Annotated in this window: 19 protein-coding genes; 6 read left to right on the forward strand and 13 right to left on the reverse strand. The window is 75.3% G+C overall.

Annotated elements, in window-relative coordinates:
* Positions 1–50: 50 nt before the first annotated feature.
* Both J3473_RS14975 and J3473_RS14980 read left to right on the forward strand, forming a co-directional pair.
* Positions 51–1,775, forward strand: coding sequence for an ABC transporter ATP-binding protein (locus tag J3473_RS14975; protein ID WP_207024675.1), 1,725 nt, complete (start codon positions 51–53; stop codon positions 1,773–1,775).
* Positions 1,775–3,550 (forward strand): ABC transporter ATP-binding protein, encoded by a 1,776-nt coding sequence (locus J3473_RS14980; protein WP_207024677.1) that lies wholly within the window; start codon positions 1,775–1,777, stop codon positions 3,548–3,550. Before J3473_RS14975 ends, J3473_RS14980 begins: the two co-directional genes overlap by 1 nt.
* A 10-nt stretch (positions 3,551–3,560) precedes the next feature.
* Here J3473_RS14980 and J3473_RS14985 read toward each other — a convergent pair whose 3' ends face one another.
* The 8 genes from J3473_RS14985 to J3473_RS15020 form a co-directional block, all read right to left on the reverse strand.
* Complete coding sequence (locus tag J3473_RS14985) at positions 3,561–4,265, reverse strand: DedA family protein (RefSeq protein ID WP_207024679.1); 705 nt, start codon at positions 4,263–4,265, stop codon at positions 3,561–3,563.
* A gap of 78 nt (positions 4,266–4,343) precedes the next feature.
* Entirely contained in the window at positions 4,344–4,646 is a 303-nt protein-coding gene (locus J3473_RS14990; RefSeq protein WP_306790189.1) for a DUF1905 domain-containing protein, read from the reverse strand.
* Between the two features lie 53 nt (positions 4,647–4,699).
* A complete protein-coding gene (locus J3473_RS14995) occupies positions 4,700–4,897 on the reverse strand; it encodes a hypothetical protein (RefSeq protein ID WP_207024680.1) in 198 nt (65 codons plus the stop codon).
* Between the two features lie 113 nt (positions 4,898–5,010).
* Positions 5,011–6,750: a GMC family oxidoreductase gene (locus J3473_RS15000; RefSeq protein ID WP_207024683.1), complete on the reverse strand. Its 1,740-nt coding sequence runs from the start codon at positions 6,748–6,750 to the stop codon at positions 5,011–5,013.
* The gene (locus J3473_RS15005) at positions 6,747–8,327 is read right to left on the reverse strand and encodes a succinic semialdehyde dehydrogenase (protein ID WP_207024685.1); all 1,581 of its coding nucleotides are present in this window, start codon (positions 8,325–8,327) and stop codon (positions 6,747–6,749) included. Before J3473_RS15005 ends, J3473_RS15000 begins: the two co-directional genes overlap by 4 nt.
* Before the next feature lie 120 nt (positions 8,328–8,447).
* A complete protein-coding gene (locus tag J3473_RS15010) occupies positions 8,448–9,068 on the reverse strand; it encodes a DUF305 domain-containing protein (protein WP_207024687.1) in 621 nt (206 codons plus the stop codon).
* Positions 9,069–9,122: 54 nt separating this feature from the next.
* On the reverse strand, positions 9,123–9,608 hold the full coding sequence (locus J3473_RS15015) for a hypothetical protein (protein WP_207024688.1): 486 nt from the start codon (positions 9,606–9,608) through the stop codon (positions 9,123–9,125).
* Between the two features lie 165 nt (positions 9,609–9,773).
* A complete protein-coding gene (locus tag J3473_RS15020; RefSeq protein WP_030528810.1) occupies positions 9,774–10,895 on the reverse strand; it encodes a GuaB3 family IMP dehydrogenase-related protein in 1,122 nt (373 codons plus the stop codon).
* Positions 10,896–10,969: 74 nt separating this feature from the next.
* Here J3473_RS15020 and J3473_RS15025 point away from each other — a divergent pair, with 74 nt between their 5' ends.
* Positions 10,970–12,748 carry a DHA2 family efflux MFS transporter permease subunit gene (locus tag J3473_RS15025; RefSeq protein WP_207024690.1) on the forward strand — a complete coding sequence of 593 codons (1,779 nt, stop codon included), beginning with the start codon at positions 10,970–10,972 and terminating at the stop codon, positions 12,746–12,748.
* Between the two features lie 70 nt (positions 12,749–12,818).
* Complete coding sequence (locus J3473_RS15030; RefSeq protein WP_207024692.1) at positions 12,819–13,877, forward strand: P1 family peptidase; 1,059 nt, start codon at positions 12,819–12,821, stop codon at positions 13,875–13,877.
* A gap of 20 nt (positions 13,878–13,897) precedes the next feature.
* Here the strand turns inward: J3473_RS15030 and J3473_RS15035 are convergent, their stop codons facing one another.
* Together J3473_RS15035 and guaB are read right to left on the reverse strand one after the other, a co-directional pair.
* Positions 13,898–14,821 carry a serine hydrolase gene (locus tag J3473_RS15035; RefSeq protein ID WP_207024694.1) on the reverse strand — a complete coding sequence of 308 codons (924 nt, stop codon included), beginning with the start codon at positions 14,819–14,821 and terminating at the stop codon, positions 13,898–13,900.
* A 48-nt stretch (positions 14,822–14,869) separates the two neighbouring features.
* Positions 14,870–16,459, reverse strand: a complete 1,590-nt coding sequence (guaB, locus tag J3473_RS15040; protein WP_226902063.1) for an IMP dehydrogenase — start codon at positions 16,457–16,459, stop codon at positions 14,870–14,872.
* A 215-nt stretch (positions 16,460–16,674) separates the two neighbouring features.
* On the opposite strand from guaB, the gene J3473_RS15045 reads away from it, so the two are divergent.
* Both J3473_RS15045 and J3473_RS15050 read left to right on the forward strand, forming a co-directional pair.
* A complete protein-coding gene (locus J3473_RS15045) occupies positions 16,675–16,965 on the forward strand; it encodes a WhiB family transcriptional regulator (protein WP_030528815.1) in 291 nt (96 codons plus the stop codon).
* Positions 16,966–17,198: 233 nt separating this feature from the next.
* The gene (locus tag J3473_RS15050; protein ID WP_207024696.1) at positions 17,199–17,426 is read left to right on the forward strand and encodes an RNA-binding S4 domain-containing protein; all 228 of its coding nucleotides are present in this window, start codon (positions 17,199–17,201) and stop codon (positions 17,424–17,426) included.
* An 87-nt stretch (positions 17,427–17,513) separates the two neighbouring features.
* Here J3473_RS15050 and J3473_RS15055 read toward each other — a convergent pair whose 3' ends face one another.
* From J3473_RS15055 to J3473_RS15065, 3 genes are read right to left on the reverse strand one after another with little or no spacing between them, the layout of a single operon-like run.
* The gene (locus J3473_RS15055; RefSeq protein ID WP_207024698.1) at positions 17,514–18,926 is read right to left on the reverse strand and encodes an FtsX-like permease family protein; all 1,413 of its coding nucleotides are present in this window, start codon (positions 18,924–18,926) and stop codon (positions 17,514–17,516) included.
* The gene (locus J3473_RS15060) at positions 18,923–19,648 is read right to left on the reverse strand and encodes an ABC transporter ATP-binding protein (protein WP_207024700.1); all 726 of its coding nucleotides are present in this window, start codon (positions 19,646–19,648) and stop codon (positions 18,923–18,925) included. Before J3473_RS15060 ends, J3473_RS15055 begins: the two co-directional genes overlap by 4 nt.
* Positions 19,645–20,178, reverse strand: coding sequence for a PadR family transcriptional regulator (locus J3473_RS15065; RefSeq protein WP_207024702.1), 534 nt, complete (start codon positions 20,176–20,178; stop codon positions 19,645–19,647). Before J3473_RS15065 ends, J3473_RS15060 begins: the two co-directional genes overlap by 4 nt.
* Positions 20,179–20,236 lie beyond the last annotated feature (58 nt).

Genomic DNA, 20,236 nt, shown 5'->3' on the forward strand with positions numbered 1-20,236 from the left:
CGAAAACCGTTGGCCCGAGCGCCGACCCGGCCTCTAGCGTGGAGAGCACCATGCCGACGCACCCCTCCCCCTGGTCGTACGGCGTGCGACCCGACGACCTGCCGCCCACCGGCGCCGACCGCCTCCTCGTCTGGCTCGCACGCCGCCAGTGGCGCACCCTCGTCGCGGGTGCGTGCTTCGGCATCCCGTGGATGCTCTCCGTCGCGCTCGTGCCGGCCGCCGTCGGCCGCGCCGTCGACGACGGCATCGTCGCGCGCGACGGCCGCGCCCTCGTGCTCTGGTCGCTCGCGGTCGTCGGCCTCGGCCTCGTCTCCGCCGCGGCCGGCAACGGGCGCCACCTCTTCGCGGTCCGCAACTGGCTGACCGCCGCCTTCCGGGCGGGCACCGTCGCCGACCTCGCCGTCCGCCGCGCCGGACCGGCGCTGACCCGCCGGATGCCCGCCGGCGAGGTGCTGGCCAGCTTCACGAGCGACTTCGGCCGGATGGGCCACAGCTTCGACGTCTTCGCCCGGTTCATGGGGGCCGTCGTGTCGTTCGTCGTCGTCGCGGTCATCCTCCTGCGCGGCTCCGTCCTGCTCGGGCTCATCATGCTCGTCGGCGGTCCGCTGCTCGTGGCGTCGCTCGCGTTCGTCATGAAGCCCCTCCAGCGCCGCCAGACCGCCCAGCGCGAGGAGGCCGGTCGGCTCACCGCGCTCGGCGCCGACACCGTCTCGGGGCTGCGGGTGCTGCGCGGCATCGGCGGCGAGGACACCTTCCTCGAGCGCTACCGGAGCCAGTCGCAGACCGTGCGCCGGGCCGGTGTCCGGGTCGCCGGCACCCAGGCGACCCTCGACGCCGCCCAGGTCCTGCTGCCCGGCATCTTCGTCCTCGTCGTCACCGGGGTCGGCGCGCACCTCGCCGTCGACGGCCGGATCAGCGCCGGGCAGCTCGTCGCCTACTACGGCTACACCGCCTTCCTCACCATCCCGCTGCAGACCGCCGTCGAGATGGCCGACAAGCTCATCACGACGCGCGTGGCGGCGCGCCGCATCTCGCGCATCCTCGCCGTCGAGCCCGACCACCCGGCCGGACCGGCCGGGCCGGCCTCTGGCGCAACGGTTCCGGCCGGCCCGCTCGTCGACCCCACGTCGGGCGTCGTCGTCGAGCCCGGCCGCCTGACCGCGCTCGTCGCGGCCCGCCCCGAGGACACCGCCGGCGTCGCGGCCCGGCTCGGCCGGACGGTCGCGGGTCGCCACGGCGTCACGTGGGGGGCCACGGCCCTGGACAACCTCGCCGTGGCCGACGTGCGCCGGCTCGTGCTCGTCTCGCAGCCCGACCCCCGCCTCTTCAGCGGTCCCCTGCGCGAGGCCCTCGGCGGCCCGGACGACGACGCCCGCCGGGTGGCGCTCGACGTCGCCGACGCGGCGGACGCCCTCGCGGCCGTCGAGGGCGGCCTCGACGGCGAGCTCGAGGAGCGGGGACGCTCGCTCTCCGGCGGGCAGCGCCAGCGCCTGGCCCTGGCCCGCGCCCTCCTGCGCGACCCCGAGGTGCTCGTCCTCGTCGAGCCGACGAGCGCGGTCGACGCGCACACCGAGGCCCGCATCGCCGAGCGGCTCGCGGCGCACCGCGCCGGCCGCACGACCGTCGTCGTCACCGCCAGCCCGCTGCTGCTCGACCGGGCCGACGTCGTCCACCTCGTCGAGGACGGCGAGGTCGTCGCGACCGGCACCCACCGGCAGCTCTCGCGGGAGTGCCCGGCCTACCGATCGGTCGTCGTCCGCGGCGAGGAGGACTGATGTCGCCCCTGCGCGGGAACACCGACCACGCGCGCCGGACCCTGCCCATCGCGGCCGGGCCGGTCGTGCGCGCCCACGTGCGCGTCCTCCTGCGCGAGCACCGGGGGGCGCTCGGCCTCGTGCTGCTCTGGCACCTGCTGGCCGCCGTCGTCGGCCTCGCGGCGCCCTGGGTGGTCGGCCAGGTCGTCGGGCTCGTGACGACCGGTCGCGCGAGCATCGACAGCATCGACGTGCTCGTCGGCCTGCTCGCCGCCGCCCTGGTCGCCCAGACCGCGACGACGTGGGTGGCGCGGCGCAGCTCGTTCGTCCTCTCCGAGCAGGTCTTCGCCCGGCTGCGCGAGGACTTCGTCGCCTCGGCCGTGCGCCTGCCCCTCTCGACCGTCGAGCGGGCCGGCACCGGCGACCTGCTCGCCCGCACGACGAACGACGTCGACGCCATCAGCTACGTCATCCGCTTCGGCGTGCCGACGATGGTCGTGTCGGTGACGACGGTGCTCGTGACCGGCGTGGCGACCGTCGTGGCGTCACCGCTGGCGGCCCTGCCGCTGCTGCTGACGCCCCTGGTGTGGTTCCTCCCGACCCGCCGCTACCTGCGCCTCGCGGGGCCCGGCTACCTCTGGGAGCACGCCTCGTACGCGCGACTCAACGGCGTCGCGGCCGAGACCGTCGAGGGCGCCGCGACGGTCGACGCCCTCGGGCTCCAGGCCGAGCGCGGGGCGCGCTTCGACGAGGCGCTCGCCGAGGCGCACGACGCCGAGCGCTACACGATCGGGCTGCGCCTGCGCTGGTTCCCGTGGCTCGAGGTCGGCTTCTTCGCGCCCGTCGCCGGCGCGCTGCTCTGGGGTGGCTGGCTCGCGTGGGAGGGCGTCGTCCCGGTCGCCACCGCGACCGCGGTCGTCCTCTACGTCCAACGGCTCCTCGACCCGCTCGGCGAGCTCATCGAGCTGCTCGACGAGATCCAGTTCGCGGCGACCTCGATGTCGCGCATCCTCGGCGTCGGCGAGGTCCCGGCCGACCGGGTCGCCACCGGCGCGACCCCGGACGGTGAGGACCTGTCGGTCGAGCACGTCCGGTACGCCTACCGCGAGGGGCAGGACGTCCTCCACGGCGTCTCACTCGACCTGCGCCCCGGGGAGCGGCTGGCCGTCGTCGGCCCCTCCGGCGCCGGCAAGTCGACGCTCGGGCGGCTCCTCGCGGGCGTCGACGGCCCGCGCACCGGGCGCATCACGGTCGGCGGCGTGCCCCTCGTCGACCTCGAGCTCGATGCCCTGCGCGGCGAGGTCGCCCTCGTCACGCAGGAGCACCACGTGTTCGTCGGGACGCTGGCCGAGAACCTGCGCCTGCCCCGGCCGGCGGCGGACGACGCCGAGCTGCGCGCCGCGCTCGCCGCCGTCGACGCCCTCGACTGGGCGCAAGCCCTCCCCGAGGGGCTCGCGACCCGTGTCGGCTCCGGCGGGCACCCGCTGACCGAGGCGCAGGCCCAGCAGGTGGCCCTCGCCCGGCTGGTCCTCGCCGACCCGCACACGCTCGTCCTCGACGAGGCGACCTCGCTGCTCGACCCGCGCGCGGCGCGCCACCTCGAGCGCTCGCTCGGCGCGGTGCTCACCGGCCGGACCGTCGTCGCCATCGCCCACCGGCTGCACACGGCGCACGACGCCGACCGGGTGGCGGTCGTCGACGACGGACGGGTCCGCGAGCTCGGCACGCACGACGAGCTCGTGGCGGCCGACGGCGACTACGCGGCCCTGTGGCGCTCCTGGCGCGACGAGGGCTGAGCGCGGCTGCTCAGTCGCGGGCGGACGCGGGCTCCGGCGCCTCGTCGTCGTCGGTCGGCGGCTGGTAGCGCGGGTGGAAGTGCGCGGGCTCCTCGCCCGCCTCGACGGCCCGCCGCTGGCGCACCCGGCGCACGACGAGCCAGACGAGCACGAGCAGGAGCACGGCGACGACGCCGCGGCTCACCGGCGAGACGTACTGCTCGACGACGTCGTAGTTCTCCTGGAGGCGGAAGCCGAGGGCGATGAAGGCGGCGTTCCAGATGCCGCTGCCCAGCGCGGTGAGGGCGAGGAAGCGCGGCAGGGGCATCTGGTCCATCCCGGCGGGGACCGACACGACGGACCGGATGAACGGGATGAACCGGCCGACGAGGACGACGACCGAGCCGTGCTTGTCGAAGAACCGGAAGCCGCGGTCGAGGTCCTTCTGCCCGAAGAGGAGGAACCAGCGCTTGCCGGCCAGCTGGTAGAGCCGCTCGTAGCTGAGGGCGTAGCCGACCCAGTAGAGGACCGCGGCGCCGAGGAGCGAGCCGATCGTCGCGCACACCCAGGCCAGCGGCGCGTTGAGCCGGCCGTCGGCCGCGGCGAACCCGGCGAACGGCAGGATCACCTCCGACGGGATGGGCGGCAGGATCGTCTCGAGGGCGATGAGCCCGCCGACCCCGACCTCGCCGACGGACCCGATGATGTCGACGACCGGACCGGTGATGCTCTCCACGGGGACAACGCTACGGGAGGTCGACGGCCCCGCCGGACGCCGCGACGCTCTCCGGTCGGTGGCGGACGGTGGCGGCCGTCAGCCGGCGAGGGTCAGCACGACCCGGACGGCACCGCCCTCGGCCAGCCCCTCGGCGGCCCGGACGGCCTTCTTGACGGGCAGGACGTAGGCGGCCTGCTCGGCCGAGGGGAAGAGGCTCGTCAGCCAGGTGGTGCCACCGACCCGCACGCGCACCCGGACCGACCCGAAGCCGCCGGTCGCGTCGCCGACCGCCTCGTCGACCTCGTCGCTGACCTGCGCCGGCACCGTGACGAAGTGCCACGAGCCGTCGCGCCACCGCCACAGCGTCGCCTCGAAGGACCAGGTCCGCTCGTCCACCACGACGGCCATCATGGCGCGGCCCACCGACGACGGGGCGTGGCCGGAGCCGGGCCTCAGCGCGATGGTGCCTCGTGGACCACCGACGGGCCGGCGGTCGGCAGGTCCCCCGCACCCGCGGGCGTGGCGAGGAGCAGGACCGAGACGGCGCTCGTCGCGGCGATGGCGGCGACGAGGCGCGCTCCGAGCGGGCCGAGGCAACGGCGCTCGCCGTACGCACCGGGGGTGGCCCGGTGGTGCGGGGGCTGGAACACGACGACCTCCGAGGACGGACGACTGGGTCCCGCCACGGTAGGGCCGGGCAGCGGGCCGGCGCGCGCCGTGCGCCCGCAGGACGGACGATCAGCCGGGACGACCGGCCGTTCGGTCAGCCGGCCACCCGAACGGGTGCCCCGACGGTGGCGGAACGGCCGCGGCGCGGCGCCTTGACGGCGGCGTCGGCGAGCAGCTCGGCCTGGCTCGGACGACGGTCCGGCTCCCCCGCCACCGGCCAGGCGGACATCGCGAGCTCGGCCTGCGCGGTGATGGTCAGGGACGGGTTGACCCCGAGGTTCGCCGAGACCGCCGAGCCGTCGAGCACCGAGACGCCGGGGTGGCCCCAGACGCGCTGGTGCCGGTCGAGGACACCGGTCTCCGGCGACGCGCCGATGGGGACACCGCCGAGGAAGTGCGCGGTCATCGGGACGTCGAGGACCTCGGGCCACGAGCCGCCGGCCACCGTGTACTCCCCTGTCGCGGAGGCGATCCGGCCGGCCAGCGCCTCCATCGCCCGGTGCCCCTGCGGGATGTAGGTGGGGTTCGGCTCGCCGTGCCCCTGCTGCGAGGTGAGGACCCGGCGCCCGAGCCGCCGGCGCAGCGAGACACGGATCGAGTTGTCGCGGCTCTGCATGACGAGGCCGACGACCATCCGCTCGCTCCACCGCCGCGCCGTCGGCTGCATCCGGAGGAGCGGGCGCGGGTCGCGCGCGACCATCCGCACGAACTCACGCCAGCGGGGGCGGCCCGTGCCGCCGGGGACGGCGAGGGTCGCGAGGAGGCCCATCGCGTTCGAGCCGACGCCGTAGCGGCAGTTCTCGACGTGCGTGTCGACGTCGACGTGGAAGCTCGTCGTGATGGCGACGCCGCGGGTCAGGTCGACGTCGCGGGGCGCGTGCTGCGTCATCGCGCCGACGAGCGCCTCGGAGTTGGTGCGCGTCAGGTGGCCGAGTCGCGGTGAGAGGGAGGGCAGCTCGCCCACGTCGCGCATGGCGTGCAGCAGCGTCTGCGTGCCCCACGTCCCCGCGGCGACGACGACGCGCCGGGCCGTGACGACCTGCCGGTCGCGGCCGGCCAGCGGTCCGGTGCGCTCGTGGAGGACGCGGTACAGGGGCTTGCCGTCGCCGGTGTCGGAGCCCGGCACCGGCCCGAGGCGCGTGACGGTGCGCATCGGCCGGATCTCGACCCCGAGCCGCTCGGCGAGCGCGAGGTAGTTCTTCATCAGCGTGTTCTTCGCGCCGACCCGGCAGCCGACCATGCAGTTGCCGCACTCGGTGCAGCCGGTGCGCCGCGGGCCCGCGCCGTCGAAGAAGGGGTCGTCGACCGTCTGGCCCGGTCGCCCGAAGTAGACGCCGACCGGGGTGTGCCGGAACGTGTCCGCGACGCCCAGGTCCTCGGCGGCGCCGCGCATCGCCTGCTCGACCGGGCCGTCGCAGCGGTTGGTGACGACGCCGAGCATCCGGCTCGCGGTGTCGTAGTGCGGCGCGAGCTCGGCCTCCCAGTCGGCGAGGTCGCGCCACTGCGGGTCGCGGTAGAACGCCGACGGCGGGCGGTAGAGGGTGTTGGCGTAGTTGAGCGAACCGCCGCCGACCCCGGCCCCGGCGAGGACGACGACGTCGGGCAGCCGGTGGATGCGCTGGACGCCGTAGCAGCCCAGGCGCGGCGCCCAGAGGAAGCGGCGCAGGTCCCAGGAGGTGCGGGCGAAGTCCTCGTCCTCGAAGCGCCGGCCGGCCTCGAGCACGAGCACCCGGTACCCCTTTTCGGCGGCCCGCAGCGCGGCGACCGAGCCGCCGAACCCCGACCCGATGACGACGACGTCGACGTCCGGCTCCGCACCCTCGGACGTGCTCACGGCAGCCTCGCCGCGCGCATCGCCCGGAGCGCCCCGGTCAGGGCGGAGGCGTAGCGGGCGCCGCGCAGCCCCGGGAGGTCCGCGACGTTGACGAGCCCCTGGACGGTGACGTTCTGCGCCTCCGTGTACTTGAGGATGCCCTCGCGCCCGTGCCGGCGGCCGAGCCCGGAGGCCTTCATCCCGCCCATCGGCGAGCCGATGCTCCCCCACGCCGCGGCGTAGCCCTCGTTGACGTTGACCGTGCCGGCCTGGATGCGGGCGGCGAGCGCACGACCGCGGCGGACGTCACGCGTCCACACCGAGGCGTTGAGGCCGTACTCGGTGTCGTTGGCGAGGGCGACGGCCGCGTCGTCGTCGGCCACCCGGTAGAGCGAGACGACCGGCCCGAAGGTCTCCTCGTCGCGGCAGGCCATCGCGGAGGTCACGCCGGCGAGGACCGTGGGCTCGACGACGTAGGGCCCGATCTCGGGTCGCGCCCGGCCGCCGGCGAGCACCGTGGCGCCCTTGGCGACGGCGTCGTCGACGTGGCCGAGCACGCGATCGAGCTGCGCCGGCCCGACGAGGCTGCCCATGTCGGCGTCCCAGTCGAGCGCGGTCGAGAGCCGCAGTCCCGCGACGGCGTCGAGGAAGCGGCCGAGGAACTCGTCGGCGACGGCCTCGTGGACGAGGAGCCGCTCGGCGCTGACGCACAGCTGGCCGGCCGAGGCGAAGCAGGCGCGCAGCACCCCGGGCACCGCGCGGCGCAGGTCGGCGTCGTCGGCGACGTAGACGGCGTTCTTGCCGCCGAGCTCGAGGCTCGCGCCCACGAGGCGGCGTCCGGCCGCGGCGGCGACCTCGCGGCCGGTGGCCGTCGAGCCGGTGAAGCAGACGTAGTCGGCCTGGGCCACGACGGCGCCGCCGGTCTCGCCGGGGCCGAGGACGACCTGGACGAGGTCGTCGGGGAAGCCGGCCTCGACCATGAGGGCGACGGCGGCGAGCGCCGTGAGCGTGCCCTGCGGGTCGGGTCGCAGGACGACGGCGTTGCCGGCGAGCAGCGCCGGCAGGGCGTCGGTCACCGCGAGGCTCAGCGGGTAGTTCCACGGCGAGACGATGCCGACGACGCCCTTGGCCCGGTGGTGCTCCGTACTCCGGGTCAGCAGCGGGAAGACGCCGAGGTGACGCTGCGGTGCGAGGTGGCCGGGGCCGCGGCGCGCGTAGTGCCGGCAGACGATCGCGACGTCGGCGACCTCCTCGAAGGCGTGGCTGCGCGCCTTGCCGGACTCGAGCTGCACGAGGTCGAGCAGCTCGGTGCGTCGTTCGAGCACGAGGTCGTGCAGGGCGAGGAGCAGCCGGGAGCGCTGCGCGAGCGGCACGCCGGCCCAGCGGCGCTGCGCGGCGCGTGCCCGGGCCACGGCGACGGTGACGTCGGCGGCGGTCGAGGTCGGCAGCGTCGCGAGCGGCGCGCCGGTCATCGGGGTGTGCGTCGTCAGCGGCTCCCCCGAGGCGACGACGCGCGCGGTGAGGGCGCGCACCCGCGCCGGGTCGACCGCGTAGGTGGCGCGGGGGTCGGTCTCCGGGTCCACGATGACGTCGGGCATTACCGCAGGGTAATCACCGGCCGCGCCGCCGTCACCTGCTCCGGCGAAGCACCCGGTCAGGGGCGCTGCGGGCGCCGTCTCCCCGGGGGTGAGACCCCGGGGAGACGGGCCGGACGGCGGTCAGGACGCGAGCATGGTCTTCATCTCGTCGATCTCGCGCTGCTGGGTCTCGATGACGGCGCCGGCGAGCTCACGGGTGCCGGTGTGGCGGCCCGAGCGCAGGACGTCCTGGGCCATCTCGATGGCGCCCTCGTGGTGCTCGACCATCATCGTCAGCCAGCGCCGGTCGAACGCCGCGCCCTTCAGCGACGCGAGCTCGGCCATGTCGCTCTCGGACATCATCCCGGTCATCGAGTGGCCCATCGAGCCCATGCCGGAGGCGGAGCCGGCGCCCCAGGAGTCGAGCCAGCCGCGCATCCGGTCGATCTCGGGCTGCTGCTCCTGCTCGATGCGCTGCGCGAGGTCGCGCAGGGCGGGGTCGTCGGAGCGGGAGGGGACGAGCTCGGCCATCTCCAGGGCCTGCTCGTGGTGCGGGACCATCATCATCGAGAACATGACGTCGGCCTGGTCGTGGTCGGCGGAGGGGTCGGCCGTGGTGGCTGCGCCGCTCGTGGGGTGCATCGACCCCTGGTGCATCGGGCTGCCGGCGGTGGCGTCGTGGTCGCCGGAGCAGCCGGCGAGGGCGAGCGCGAGCACGGCGCCCGCGGCGGACAGGGCGCGACGGCGCGTGGTGGTGGACATGGGGGGACTACCTCTTCTCTGCGGGGATCTGCGGGACGGGAGGCCGGGGTCGGCCTAGGTCCGCGAGACGCAGAGGAGGTGACGGAGCGGGGCGGGTGGAGGGGCACGGGCCGCCCGGCGCCCCAGGGGGTGGAGGCGGCGACGGGTCCGTGGACGGGTCGCGGGGGTCGAGCGGCGGCCGAGGAGGGCCAGCACGAGCCCGGCGGTGACGACGGCGAGGCACATCCCGAGGAGGGAGCCGGCGTCGGCGTCCGCCACGTCGCGCGCGAGCACCGCCGCGGTCGTCGCGACGACGTCGGTCGTCGCCGCGCCGTGGACGTGCTCGGCCACCGCGTCGGTCGCGGGCGTCACCGGCATCGTCGCCATCAGCGGCACCGAGGGCATCCCGGCCATCGGTGCACCGCCGTGCCCGGCGTGGTCGGCGCCGCCGTCGGAGCAGAGCAGGAGCACGTGCATCGCGAGGACCCCGGCCAGCAGCGGCAGGAGCAGCGCCGCCCGGAGGGCACGCCGAGGACCGGCCACGAGCGGGACGGTCCTCATACCCCCCGAGGGTACCCGCTGACGCTCGGGCAGCACGCTCCACCCGGGAACCCTGCGCCTTCCCGGGGAACGGTTCCCGGGTGCAGCGCGGCCGTATCGGGTCACCCGATACGCGCGTGGCGCGTGGGGCGGACCGGGGCGTGGGGCGTCGCCGGCGGGTCGGCGTCAGCTGCGCTGGTACGGCGCGACGACGACCTCGACGCGCTGGAACTCCTTGAGCTCGAGGTAGCCCGAGGTCGCCATCGCGCGCCGCAGCGCCCCGACGAGGTTGGTCGTGCCGTCCGCGACGCGGCTCGGGCCGAAGAGGACCTCCTCGAGCGGTGCGACGGCACCGACGTGCACGCGGTGGCCGCGCGGAAGCTCGGGGTGGTGCGCCTCGGCGCCCCAGTGGAAGCCGCGGCCGGGGGCGTCGGTGGCGCGCGCCAGGGCGGCCCCGAGCATCACGGCGTCGGCGCCGCAGGCGACGGCCTTGACGATGTCGCCGCTCGTGCCGACCCCGCCGTCGGCGATGACGTGCACGTAGCGGCCACCGGACTCGTCGAGGTAGTCGCGGCGGGCGGCCGCGACGTCGGCGATCGCGGAGGCCATCGGGGCGTGGATGCCGAGCGTCACGCGGGTCGTGTGCGCCGCGCCGCCGCCGAAGCCGACGAGGACGCCGGCCGCGCCGGTGCGCATGAGGTGCAGCGCCGCGGAGTACGAGGCCGCGCCGCCGACGATGACCGGCACGTCGAGCTCGTAGATGAAGCGCTTGAGGTTGAGCGGCTCGGCGCGCCCGGAGACGTGCTCGGCCGAGACCGTCGTGCCGCGGATGACGAAGAGGTCGACCCCGGCGTCGACGACGGTCTTCCACAGCTGCTGGGTGCGCTGCGGGGTGAGGGCGCCGGCGACGGTGACGCCCGCGGCGCGGATCTCGCGCAGCCGCTCGGTGACGAGCTCGGGCTGGATCTCGGCGCGGTAGATCTCCTGCATCCGCTGCGTCGCGAGCGCCGGGTCGAGGGTCGCGATCTCGGCCAGCAGCGGCGCCGGGTCCTCGTAGCGGGTCCACAGGCCCTCGAGGTCGAGCACCGGCAGGCCGCCGTGCTGACCGAACGCGATGGCCGACTCGGGCGACATCACCGAGTCCATCGGCGCCGCGATGACCGGCAGGTCGAAGTGGTACGCGTCGATCTGCCAGCCGGTGGACACCTCCTGGGGGTCGCGCGTGCGCCGCGAGGGCACGATGGCGATGTCGTCGAAGGAGTACGCCCGGCGACCGCGCTTGCCACGGCCGATCTCGATCTCGGTCACCCGCGCAGCCTACCGACGTCCGCATCGGCCGTTCGGCCCGCTCCCCCGTGACCGGGAAGACCGGGGCACCGGAAATGGTTACCCGCCTGTCGGTGGGCTGCGTCACACTGGTCCACGGCACCGTCGCCACCCGCCCGTGCGGGTCCGGCGACCTCTCGCCGCCCGGCGCGGCCACCCGCCTCTCGACCCGACATGGAGCCCACGTGTCAACAGCAGCACCCGCCCCCGCGGCGCCCCCGGAGTACCCCGAGAAGATCGACGCCGCGGTCCTCAAGATCGCGGGCGTCGTCGTCCTCGGGGCGATCATGTCCATCCTCGACATCACCGTCGTCAACGTCGCGCTGCGCACGCTGCAGCAGGACTTCGCGGTCGACGGCGTGCCGCTCGACTACTCCACCGTCGCGTGGACCGTCACCGGCTACACCCTCGCGCTCGCCACGGTCATCCCCCTCTCGGGGTGGGCCGCCGACCGCTTCGGCACCAAGCGCCTCTACATGACGGCCGTCGCCCTGTTCACCGCCGGCTCGGTGCTCTGCGCCGCCGCGACGAGCATCGAGATGCTCGTCGCCTTCCGTGTGCTCCAGGGCCTCGGCGGCGGCATGCTCATGCCGCTCGGCATGACGATCATGACCCGCGCCGCCGGCCCGAAGCGGATGGGCCGGCTCATGGCCGTCCTCGGCATCCCGATGCTGCTCGGCCCGATCTTCGGCCCGATCCTCGGCGGCTGGCTGATCGACCACTTCAGCTGGCACTGGATCTTCCTCATCAACCTGCCGATCGGCCTGCTCGCCCTCGGGTACGCCTTCTTCGCGCTCCCGGCCGACCGCCCGCACCCGTCCGAGTCCCTCGACTGGCGCGGCGTGCTCATGATGTCGCCCGGCCTCGCGCTCTTCCTCTACGGCGTCTCCTCGATCCCGGAGCAGGGGGGCGTCGGCCACGCCAAGGTCATCGTCCCCGGCCTCGTCGGTGTCGTCCTGATCGTCGCGTTCGTGCTCTACAGCTTCCGGCCGCAGCACCCGCTGCTCGACCTGCGGCTCTTCCGCAACCGCAACCTCACGGTCGCCATCATCACGATGTTCATCTTCGCGGCGGCGTTCTTCGGCGGGCTGCTCCTCATCCCCCAGTTCCTCCAGCAGGTGCAGGGCGAGACGCCGCTCTCGGCGGGCTGGATCCTCGCCCCGCAGGGCCTCGGCGCGATGCTGACGATGCCCGTCGCCGGCGCCCTCGTCGACCGCTTCCCGGTCGGCCGGATCGTGCCGTTCGGGCTGCTGCTCATCACCGGCGGCATGTTCGCGCTGACCCAGATCGAGGCCGACTCCTCGCACTGGGGCTTCATCATCCCGATCCTCTTCGTCATGGGCCTCGGGATGGGCGGCACGATGATGCCGATCATGACCTCGGCGCTCAAGACGCTCAACCACCACGAGGTCGCCCGCGGCACGACGCTGCTCAACATCACGCAGCAGGTCGCCAGCTCGATCGGCGTCGCGATCTTCTCGGTCATCCTCACGAACGCCTTCAAGGACCGGCCGCTCGTCGGCCAGGGCGGGCTCTACCTCGAGACCCTCCAGACCAAGGGTCCGGAGGCCGCCCAGGGCGTCCTCGCGCAGGTCCCGCTCGTCGGGCAGTTCCTCCAGCAGCAGGCCGGCGACCCGCAGGCCGCCGTCGCGGCCCTCGGGGCGCGGGTGGCGGAGGTCGCGGCCGACGCGTACGCGCACACCTTCTGGTTCGCCGCCGGCTTCGTCACCCTGACGCTCGTCTCGGCCGCGTTCCTGCCGCGCAAGCACGAGGAGTCGCACCTCCTCGAGGGCGCGGACGCCGACGAGGTGGCGCCCCCGGTCGTCATCCACTGACGCACCCCGCCCCACCCGTGCCGATGCCGGCCCCGCAGCCCGCGGGGCCGGCATCGGCCATGCTGGGGGCGTGCGACCCGGGACCCACAACGCGATCACCGACGTCGAGGGCGTCCTCGTCGGCCACGCCACCCGCGACGAGCCGGGCTGGCTGACCGGTGTCAGCGTGGTCCTGCCGCCGCCGGGGACGGTCGGCGGCGTCGACGTGCGCGGCGGCGGGCCCGGCACCCGCGAAACCGACCTCCTCGACCCCGCGAACGCGGTCGACGCCGTCGACGCCGTCGTCCTGGCCGGCGGCAGCGCCTTCGGACTGGCCGCCGCCGACGGGGTGGCCGACGCCGTCTGGGCCGCGGGCCGCGGGTGGCCGGTCGGTCCCGGTCCCGACGAGCGGGTGCCGATCGTCCCGTCGGCCATCGTCTTCGACCTCGGGCGGGCCGGGGTCTGGCGGCACCACCCGGGGCCGGCCGACGGTGCGACCGCCCACGCCGCCGCGGCGTCGGGCCCCGTGGTGCAGGGGTCGGTCGGGGCGGGCACCGGGGCGCGGGCCGGCGGCCTGCGCGGCGGGGTCGGGACGGCGTCCGCGGTGCTGGAGTCGGGGGCGACGGTCGGGGCGCTCGTCGTCGTCAACGCCGTCGGGTCGCCGCTGGCCGCCGACGGGTCGCTGCTCGGGGCGGCGTGGGCGCTCGGCGACGAGCTCGGCCCGGTGCCGCCGCCGTCACCCGCGGCACTGGAGCGTCACCTCGCCGCCCGGCGCGCCGAGGTCGAGGCCATCCGCGCCGGCCGGGCCGAGGCGCCGCGTCCCGGGCGCGCCACGACGCTCGCGGTCGTCGCCACCGACGCCGCCCTCGGCAAGGCCGGGTGCCGCCGGCTCGCCACCGTCGCGCACGACGGGATGGCCCGCGCGCTCTCGCCGGTGCACACGGCCTTCGACGGCGACACCGTCTTCACGCTCGCGACCGGCGCCCGCCCGGCCCCGGACCCGTTCGACCTCGTCGAGCTGCACGACGCCGCCGCGGGCTGCGTGACCCGGGCGATCGTCCACGCCCTGCTCGCCGCCGACTCGGTCGACCGCTCCGCGGACGGCGGGATGGCCGCCCGCTCCTGGCGCGACGCCCTCACCAGAGCCTGACCCCGGCCGGGCGGGCGGCGTCAGCGCAGGCGGGTCGCGAGGATCGCGGCGAGCCGGTTCATCTGCTCGACGTGCGCCGCGTCGCCGTCGGTCTGCACGACGGCCGGCCCCTGGCCGACGGTGATGATCGCGACGGCGTACCCGTCGACGATGCCCATCTGCCGGGTCTCCGACGACGGCGTGAGCCAGCCGCCCTTGAACGCCGACGCCCCGATCGTCCCGAGGCCCCAGCGGTGCTGCGGGATCGGGCGCATCTGCTCGAGGAGGAACGCACTCGCCTCGGGGCTGACGACCCGGCCCGCCGCGAGCGCCGCCATGAAGCGCACCTGCTCGCGCGGGCTCCACGACATCGCGCCCTGGCTGCGGTCCGGCGCGACCGTGCTCGTGTCCCCGATCGAGCGCAGGACGGAGGTGATGGCCGCACCGGGGCTGCCCGGGATGCGCTCGCGGACGGCGACGACCGCGTCGCCGTCGCTCGCCGTGAGCGCGGCCCGGATCCAGCCCCGCTCGGTCGACGGGATGCGCGACGGGTCGCCGTCGACGACCGTGTCGAGGTAGGCCGCGACGACGAGCACCTTCGACGTCGACCACGCCTTCGTCGAGCCCACCGAGCCCTCCGAGCGCACGGCCGAGGGGTCCGACAGCGGCGCCCAGACGACCTGGTTGCGGGTGTCGCCGACGAGGCTCGCCGACCCCGCCTTCCCCGACGTCCCGGAGGTGCCGGCGGCGGACGACGAGCCCGTGGGCGTGGCCGGCGTGGGCCGCGGGACGGCGCTCACGAGGCCGCCCTCGACCGGAACCGGTGAGGGGGTCGGGGCCCGCTCGGGCAGCGCGGGCGCCGACCGGGTGGCCGCGCGCGACGGCTCGGCCGAGCCGTCCGCGGTGCCGCAGCCCCCGGCCAGCGCCGCGACGAGCAGCGGCAGGAGGACGAGGACACGGCGCATCCGCCGCACCCTACGTCGTCCTGGCGCACGGCACGAGCCGGGCGCCGCTCAGCCCTTCGAGCTGTAGTTCGGCGCCTCGACGATGCCGGTCACGTCGTGCGGGTGCGACTCGCGCAGACCTGCGGTCGTGATGCGGATGAAGCGGCCGCGCTCCTTGAGCTCGGGGGTGGTGCGGGCGCCGACGTAGAACATCGACTGGTGCAGGCCCCCGACGAGCTGGTGGACGACCGCGCCGACCGGCCCGCGGTAGGCGACCTGGCCCTCGATGCCCTCCGGGACGATCTTGTCGTCGGAGGTGACGTCGGCCTGGAAGTAGCGGTCCTTGGAGTAGGACTTCTTGCCGCGCGAGGACATCGCGCCGAGCGAGCCCATGCCGCGGTAGGCCTTGAACTGCTTGCCGTTGATGAAGACGAGCTCGCCGGGGCTCTCCTCGCAGCCGGCCAGCAGCGAGCCGACCATGACGGTGTCGGCGCCCGCGACGAGGGCCTTGGCGATGTCGCCGGAGTACTGCAGGCCGCCGTCGCCGATGAGCGGGACGCCGGCCGGGCGGCACGCGAGGGACGCCTCGTAGATCGCGGTGACCTGCGGGACCCCGACCCCGGCGACGACGCGCGTCGTGCAGATGGAGCCCGGCCCGACCCCGACCTTGACGGCGTCGACACCTGCGTCGACCAGGGCCTGCGCCCCGGCGCGCGTGGCGACGTTGCCGCCGATGACCTGGACGTGCCGCAGCGCCGGGTCCTTCTTGACCCGCTCGATCATCTCGAGGAGGAGCCGGGCGTGGCCGTGCGCGGTGTCGACGACGAGCACGTCGACCCCCGCCTCGACGAGCGTCGTCGCCCGCTCCCAGGCCTCGCCGAAGTAGCCGACCGCCGCACCGACGAGCAGGCGCCCGTCGGCGTCCTTGCTCGCGTTCGGGAACTGCTCGGACTTGACGAAGTCCTTGACGGTGATGAGCCCGCGCAGGCGGCCCTCGGTGTCGATGATCGGCAGGCGCTCGCGCTTGTGCTGGCGCAGCAGGCTCGTCGCCTCCTCGTGGCTGATGCCGACGTGGCCGGTGATGAGCGGCATCGGCGTCATGACGTCGCGCACGAGCGTGTCGGCCCACTCGGCGACCGGCGTGAAGCGCAGGTCGCGGTTGGTGACGATGCCGAGCAGGTGCTCGCCCGGGTCGACGACCGGCAGCCCGGAGACGCGGTAGCGGCCGCAGATCTCGTCGAGCTCCTCGAGGGTGGCGTCCGGCCCGATCGTCACGGGGTTGGAGATCATCCCGGTCTGGGTCCGCTTGACGAGGTCGACCTGGTAGGCCTGGTCCTCGATCGAGAGGTTGCGGTGGAGGATGCCGAGGCCGCCGTTGCGGGCCATGGCGATGGCCATCCGGGCCTCGGTGACGGTGTCCATCGCGGCGGACACGAGAGGCACGCGCAGCGAGATGCCGCGGGTCAGGCGCGAGGTGGTGTCGACCTCGCTCGGGATGACGTCGGTCTCGCCGGGCTGCAGCAGGACGTCGTCGTAGGTGAGGCCGAGGGCCGCGAACGGGCCGGCCGGCGCGGGCTCCGCCGACGCCGCGGTGACGGCCGGGGCGTCGGGCGCCGCAGGGGTGGTGGTGTCGCGCGTCTCGTCGAGTCCGAGGCTCATCACCCGATTCTACGTCCCCCGCCGCCCTGCCCCGGACGGGCCGCCGCCCGCCCCGAGCGACCTCGAGACGGACGCTCCGGTGGCGGACCTGAGGCATCCGCGCAACCCTTGACCAAAGCCTTACCCGACGCTTGCCCTGCCATCGACAAACCGCCCATACGGTGAAACCCGTGCCGCCCGAGGGGGTCGGCACACGATCATCGTGGAGGTGGAGCATGGCCGAGATCACCCGGCTCCCGGGCCCTGTCGCGGACCTGTGGGACTGGCAGCTCGAGGGCTCCTGTCGTCGGGTCGGTCCCGAGGTGTTCTTCCACCCGGAGGGCGAGCGCGGCTCCAAGCGCTCCCGCCGCGCCACCGCGGCGAAGGAGATCTGCCTGGCCTGCCCCGTCATCCAGCAGTGCCGCGAGCACGCCCTGGCCGTCCGCGAGCCCTACGGGGTCTGGGGCGGTCTCACCGAGGACGAGCGCGAGAGCGTCTACGCCCGCCAGCGTCACCTGGCGTCCTGACCGACGCCACCCGATAGCCGGCTCCCGCCCCACGCGGGAGTCCGGTCGGCCCTCCGGGGGTCGGCCGAGGCAGCGGTGGACCGTGGGGGCGAGAGCCCACGGTCCGCCGCTCCTCACCAGCGCGGAACCGTTCGTGGGGGCGAGAGCCCACGGCCGGCGACCGCGCCCGTGGGACCGCGCCCGGACGGCACTCGTGCTCGCCGTCCGGGCGCGGCCACGCGTAGCCTGAGCCGGTGCCCGACGATGCCCTCGAGGTCCCCATCCGTGACGAGTCCATCCGGCTCGGCCAGCTGCTCAAGCTGAGCGGCCTCGTCGACGACGGCGCGACCGCCCGGGAAGTCGTCGAGCGGGGGCTCGTCTTCGTCAACGGCGAGGTCGACACCCGCCGCGGGCGCCAGGTGCGGGTCGGTGACGTCGTCACCCTCGACGGCGGCGGGAGCCTGCGCGTCACCTCCGCCTGACCCCCTCACCCCACTGATTGCCCATCCGCCACCTCCGAGGGGCCCGGATCGGGGTTCGGAGGTGGCGGATGGGCAAGAAGTCGAGGCTCAGGCGGGGACGCGCGCCTCGGAGACGTCGGTGCTCGCCGGCAGCGCCAGCGTCGCCAGCCCGGCCGCGACGACGGCTGTGAGCGAGACGGCGATGACGAACGCCAGCACGTCCGTGACGGGGAAGCTGCCGTACCCCGCGTCTCTGACGGCGACGAAGGACCACGAGAGCAGCGCGCCGACCAGCGTCGTCACCGCGACGGCGGGCACGACCGGGACGACGGCCTCGAGAACGACGGCCCGGGCGATGACGGAGCGCGGCACCCCGGCCGCGACGGCGGTGGCGAGGCTGCGGCGCCGCTCGACGATCCCCTCGACCTCGGCGACGAGGAGCCCGAGGGCGCTCGCAGCCGTCGCCAGCCCGAGGGCTACGAGGACCAGCGCGTAGGTCTGCGCGAAGAAGCCCCCGGTGTCGCCCTGGACGTCCATCTGGGCGAGGGTCTCCGATCGCGACACCAGCGCGGCCCCGCCGATGAGGCAGCCGAGCAGCAGCGTGAGGCGCGATGCCTCGCGTCGCTGCCCGCTGACCATCCGCCGCCCGGCCAGGAGGAGGTCGGCGCGGCCGGACCGGACGGCCAGACCCGAGCCGACGACGCCGGCCAGGGTGCCGGTGAGGGACACCGCCCCGCCGCTGAAGAGGACGACCGCCAGCAGCAGGAGCGCCGTGAACCAGATCGTGGCCCATGCGCTCGCCCCCACCACGACGAACGGTGCCAGCACGGCGATGACCAGGGAACCGACGACCAGCCCCACGGCGCGGGCCGTGCGACGACGCACGGACCAGGTGTCCGCGCCGCGTCGCTCCCGGCGGACGGCGCCGACGGAGGCGGCAACGGTGACGAAGAGAGGCAGGAGGAGAAGGCCGGGCAGGGCCACCCACCAGGTCGGCACCCGGTCGGTCGGCAGGAGAAGGGCGTCGGCCGTCCACTCGGTTCCGGTCGGCGCGGACACGAGGTCGGGCATCACGGGGACCGGTGCGCCGATCGTGCCGATGACGACTGCGAGCAGGGCGTAGAGCGGCAGCCCGAGCAGGACGCCCCCGACCGAGGCGAGGCCGCTCTCGATCGCGGCGACCCGCCGCAGCTCGCGCCGGGTCGCCCCGAGCCGGGCAAGGTCCTCGAACCGGCGCTCGCGGGCCGGAGCCCCGATGCGCGAGCACTGCGCGGCGAAGGCGAGGAAGGGCAGGCAGAGCAGAGCCAGGGCGAACACCGTGCCACCCCGGAGCCCCGCCTCGGTCCACAGCTGGACGTTGGAGTAGGCCGTCCCGCTCGCCGGGTCCCACGGTGTGACGACGGCGCCGGCGAGGAGCACGAACACCGCCGCGACGGCCGTCGAGCCGACGGTCAGCACGATGCGCAGCCGGTCGGACCGGCCGCCACGGAAGGCCAGCCAGGTGGCCCCCGCCCAGGTCATCGCCCCTCCCCCGCCCCGACGACGAGCCCGTCGCGCAGCCGCACCTCGCGGTCGCAGTACGCGGCGACCGTCGCGTCGTGGGTGACGACGACGAGCGTCGCCCCGCGCTCGCGCACCGCGCCGAGCAGCGTCGCCATGACCCGCTCGCCGCCGACGCTGTCGAGCGATCCGGTCGGCTCGTCGGCGAGCACGACGTCGGGGGCCGTCACCAGCGCCCGCGCGATGGCGACACGCTGCGACTGCCCTCCCGACATGTCGATGGGCCGCCGGTCGGCGACGTCGTCGACCCGCAGCTCGGCGAGCACGGCCCGGGCGGCCTCGAGGGCGTCACGCCGCCCTCGGCCGAGCAGGAGGAGCGGCAGCGCCACGTTCTCGACCGCCGTGAGGTCGGGCACGAGCTGGCCGTACTGGAAGACGATGCCGAAGCGGGTGCGGCGCAGGCGGGCCCGCTCGGCCTCCGCGAGGTGCGACAGCGTGGCGCCGTCGAGGGCGACGTTGCCCTCGGTCGGCACGAGCACGCCGCCGAGGGCGAGGAGCAGCGTCGACTTGCCCGAGCCCGACGCGCCGGTCACGGCGACCCGCTCCCCGGCGGCGACGTCGAGGTCGACGCCCGCCAGGGCCCGGGTGCGCCCCTGGTGCACGACGAGGCCGCGCGCGGCGAGCCGGGGCACCGGCGGGCCGGGTGCCTCGACGTCGGTGGTGGCGTGGGGCTGCGGGGTCATCGGATCTCCTCGGTGAGGTCGACGACGCGCTCGGCGGCGGCCTCGAGCCACCTCACGTCCGCGTCGAGGTGGGCGATGGCGTGGTCGGTGGCGAGGCGCTCACCGAGGGTGAGCGCCGGGTCGGTCTTGGTGCGGGTCAGCTCGCGCATCCGGTCGACGACGGCCACCCGCTGGCGGTCGAGGAAGGCCCGGGCGGCGTCCGGGCCGAGGGCGAGCATGGCGACGGTCGCCCGGGTCGCCAGCGGGTGCGAGAGCAGCGCGTCCGGCGGCTCGGTCGAGCCGGCCCAGCGCTCGAGCTCGGCGCGGCCCGCCGCGGTGAGCGCGTAGACCCGGCGGTCCGGGCCCCCGTCGCGCTCGACCGCGGCGAGCTCGACCCATCCCTTCGAGGCCGCCCGCTCGAGCGCGGTGTAGACCTGCCCCGGGGCGATGGGACGCGCCGACGGGAACGCGGCGTCGTGCGCCCGCTTGAGGTCGTAGCCGTGCTGCTGCCCCCTCGACAGCAGCCCCAGCAGGACGTGTCCCGTCGTCATGCGCCCACTATTCACTGTGTGACTAGTGGCGGCAAGGGCCGTTGCGAGAACTCGCAGA

The sequence above is a fragment of the Phycicoccus sp. DTK01 genome (genome assembly GCF_017312765.1).
Taxonomy (GTDB): domain Bacteria; phylum Actinomycetota; class Actinomycetes; order Actinomycetales; family Dermatophilaceae; genus Phycicoccus; species Phycicoccus jejuensis.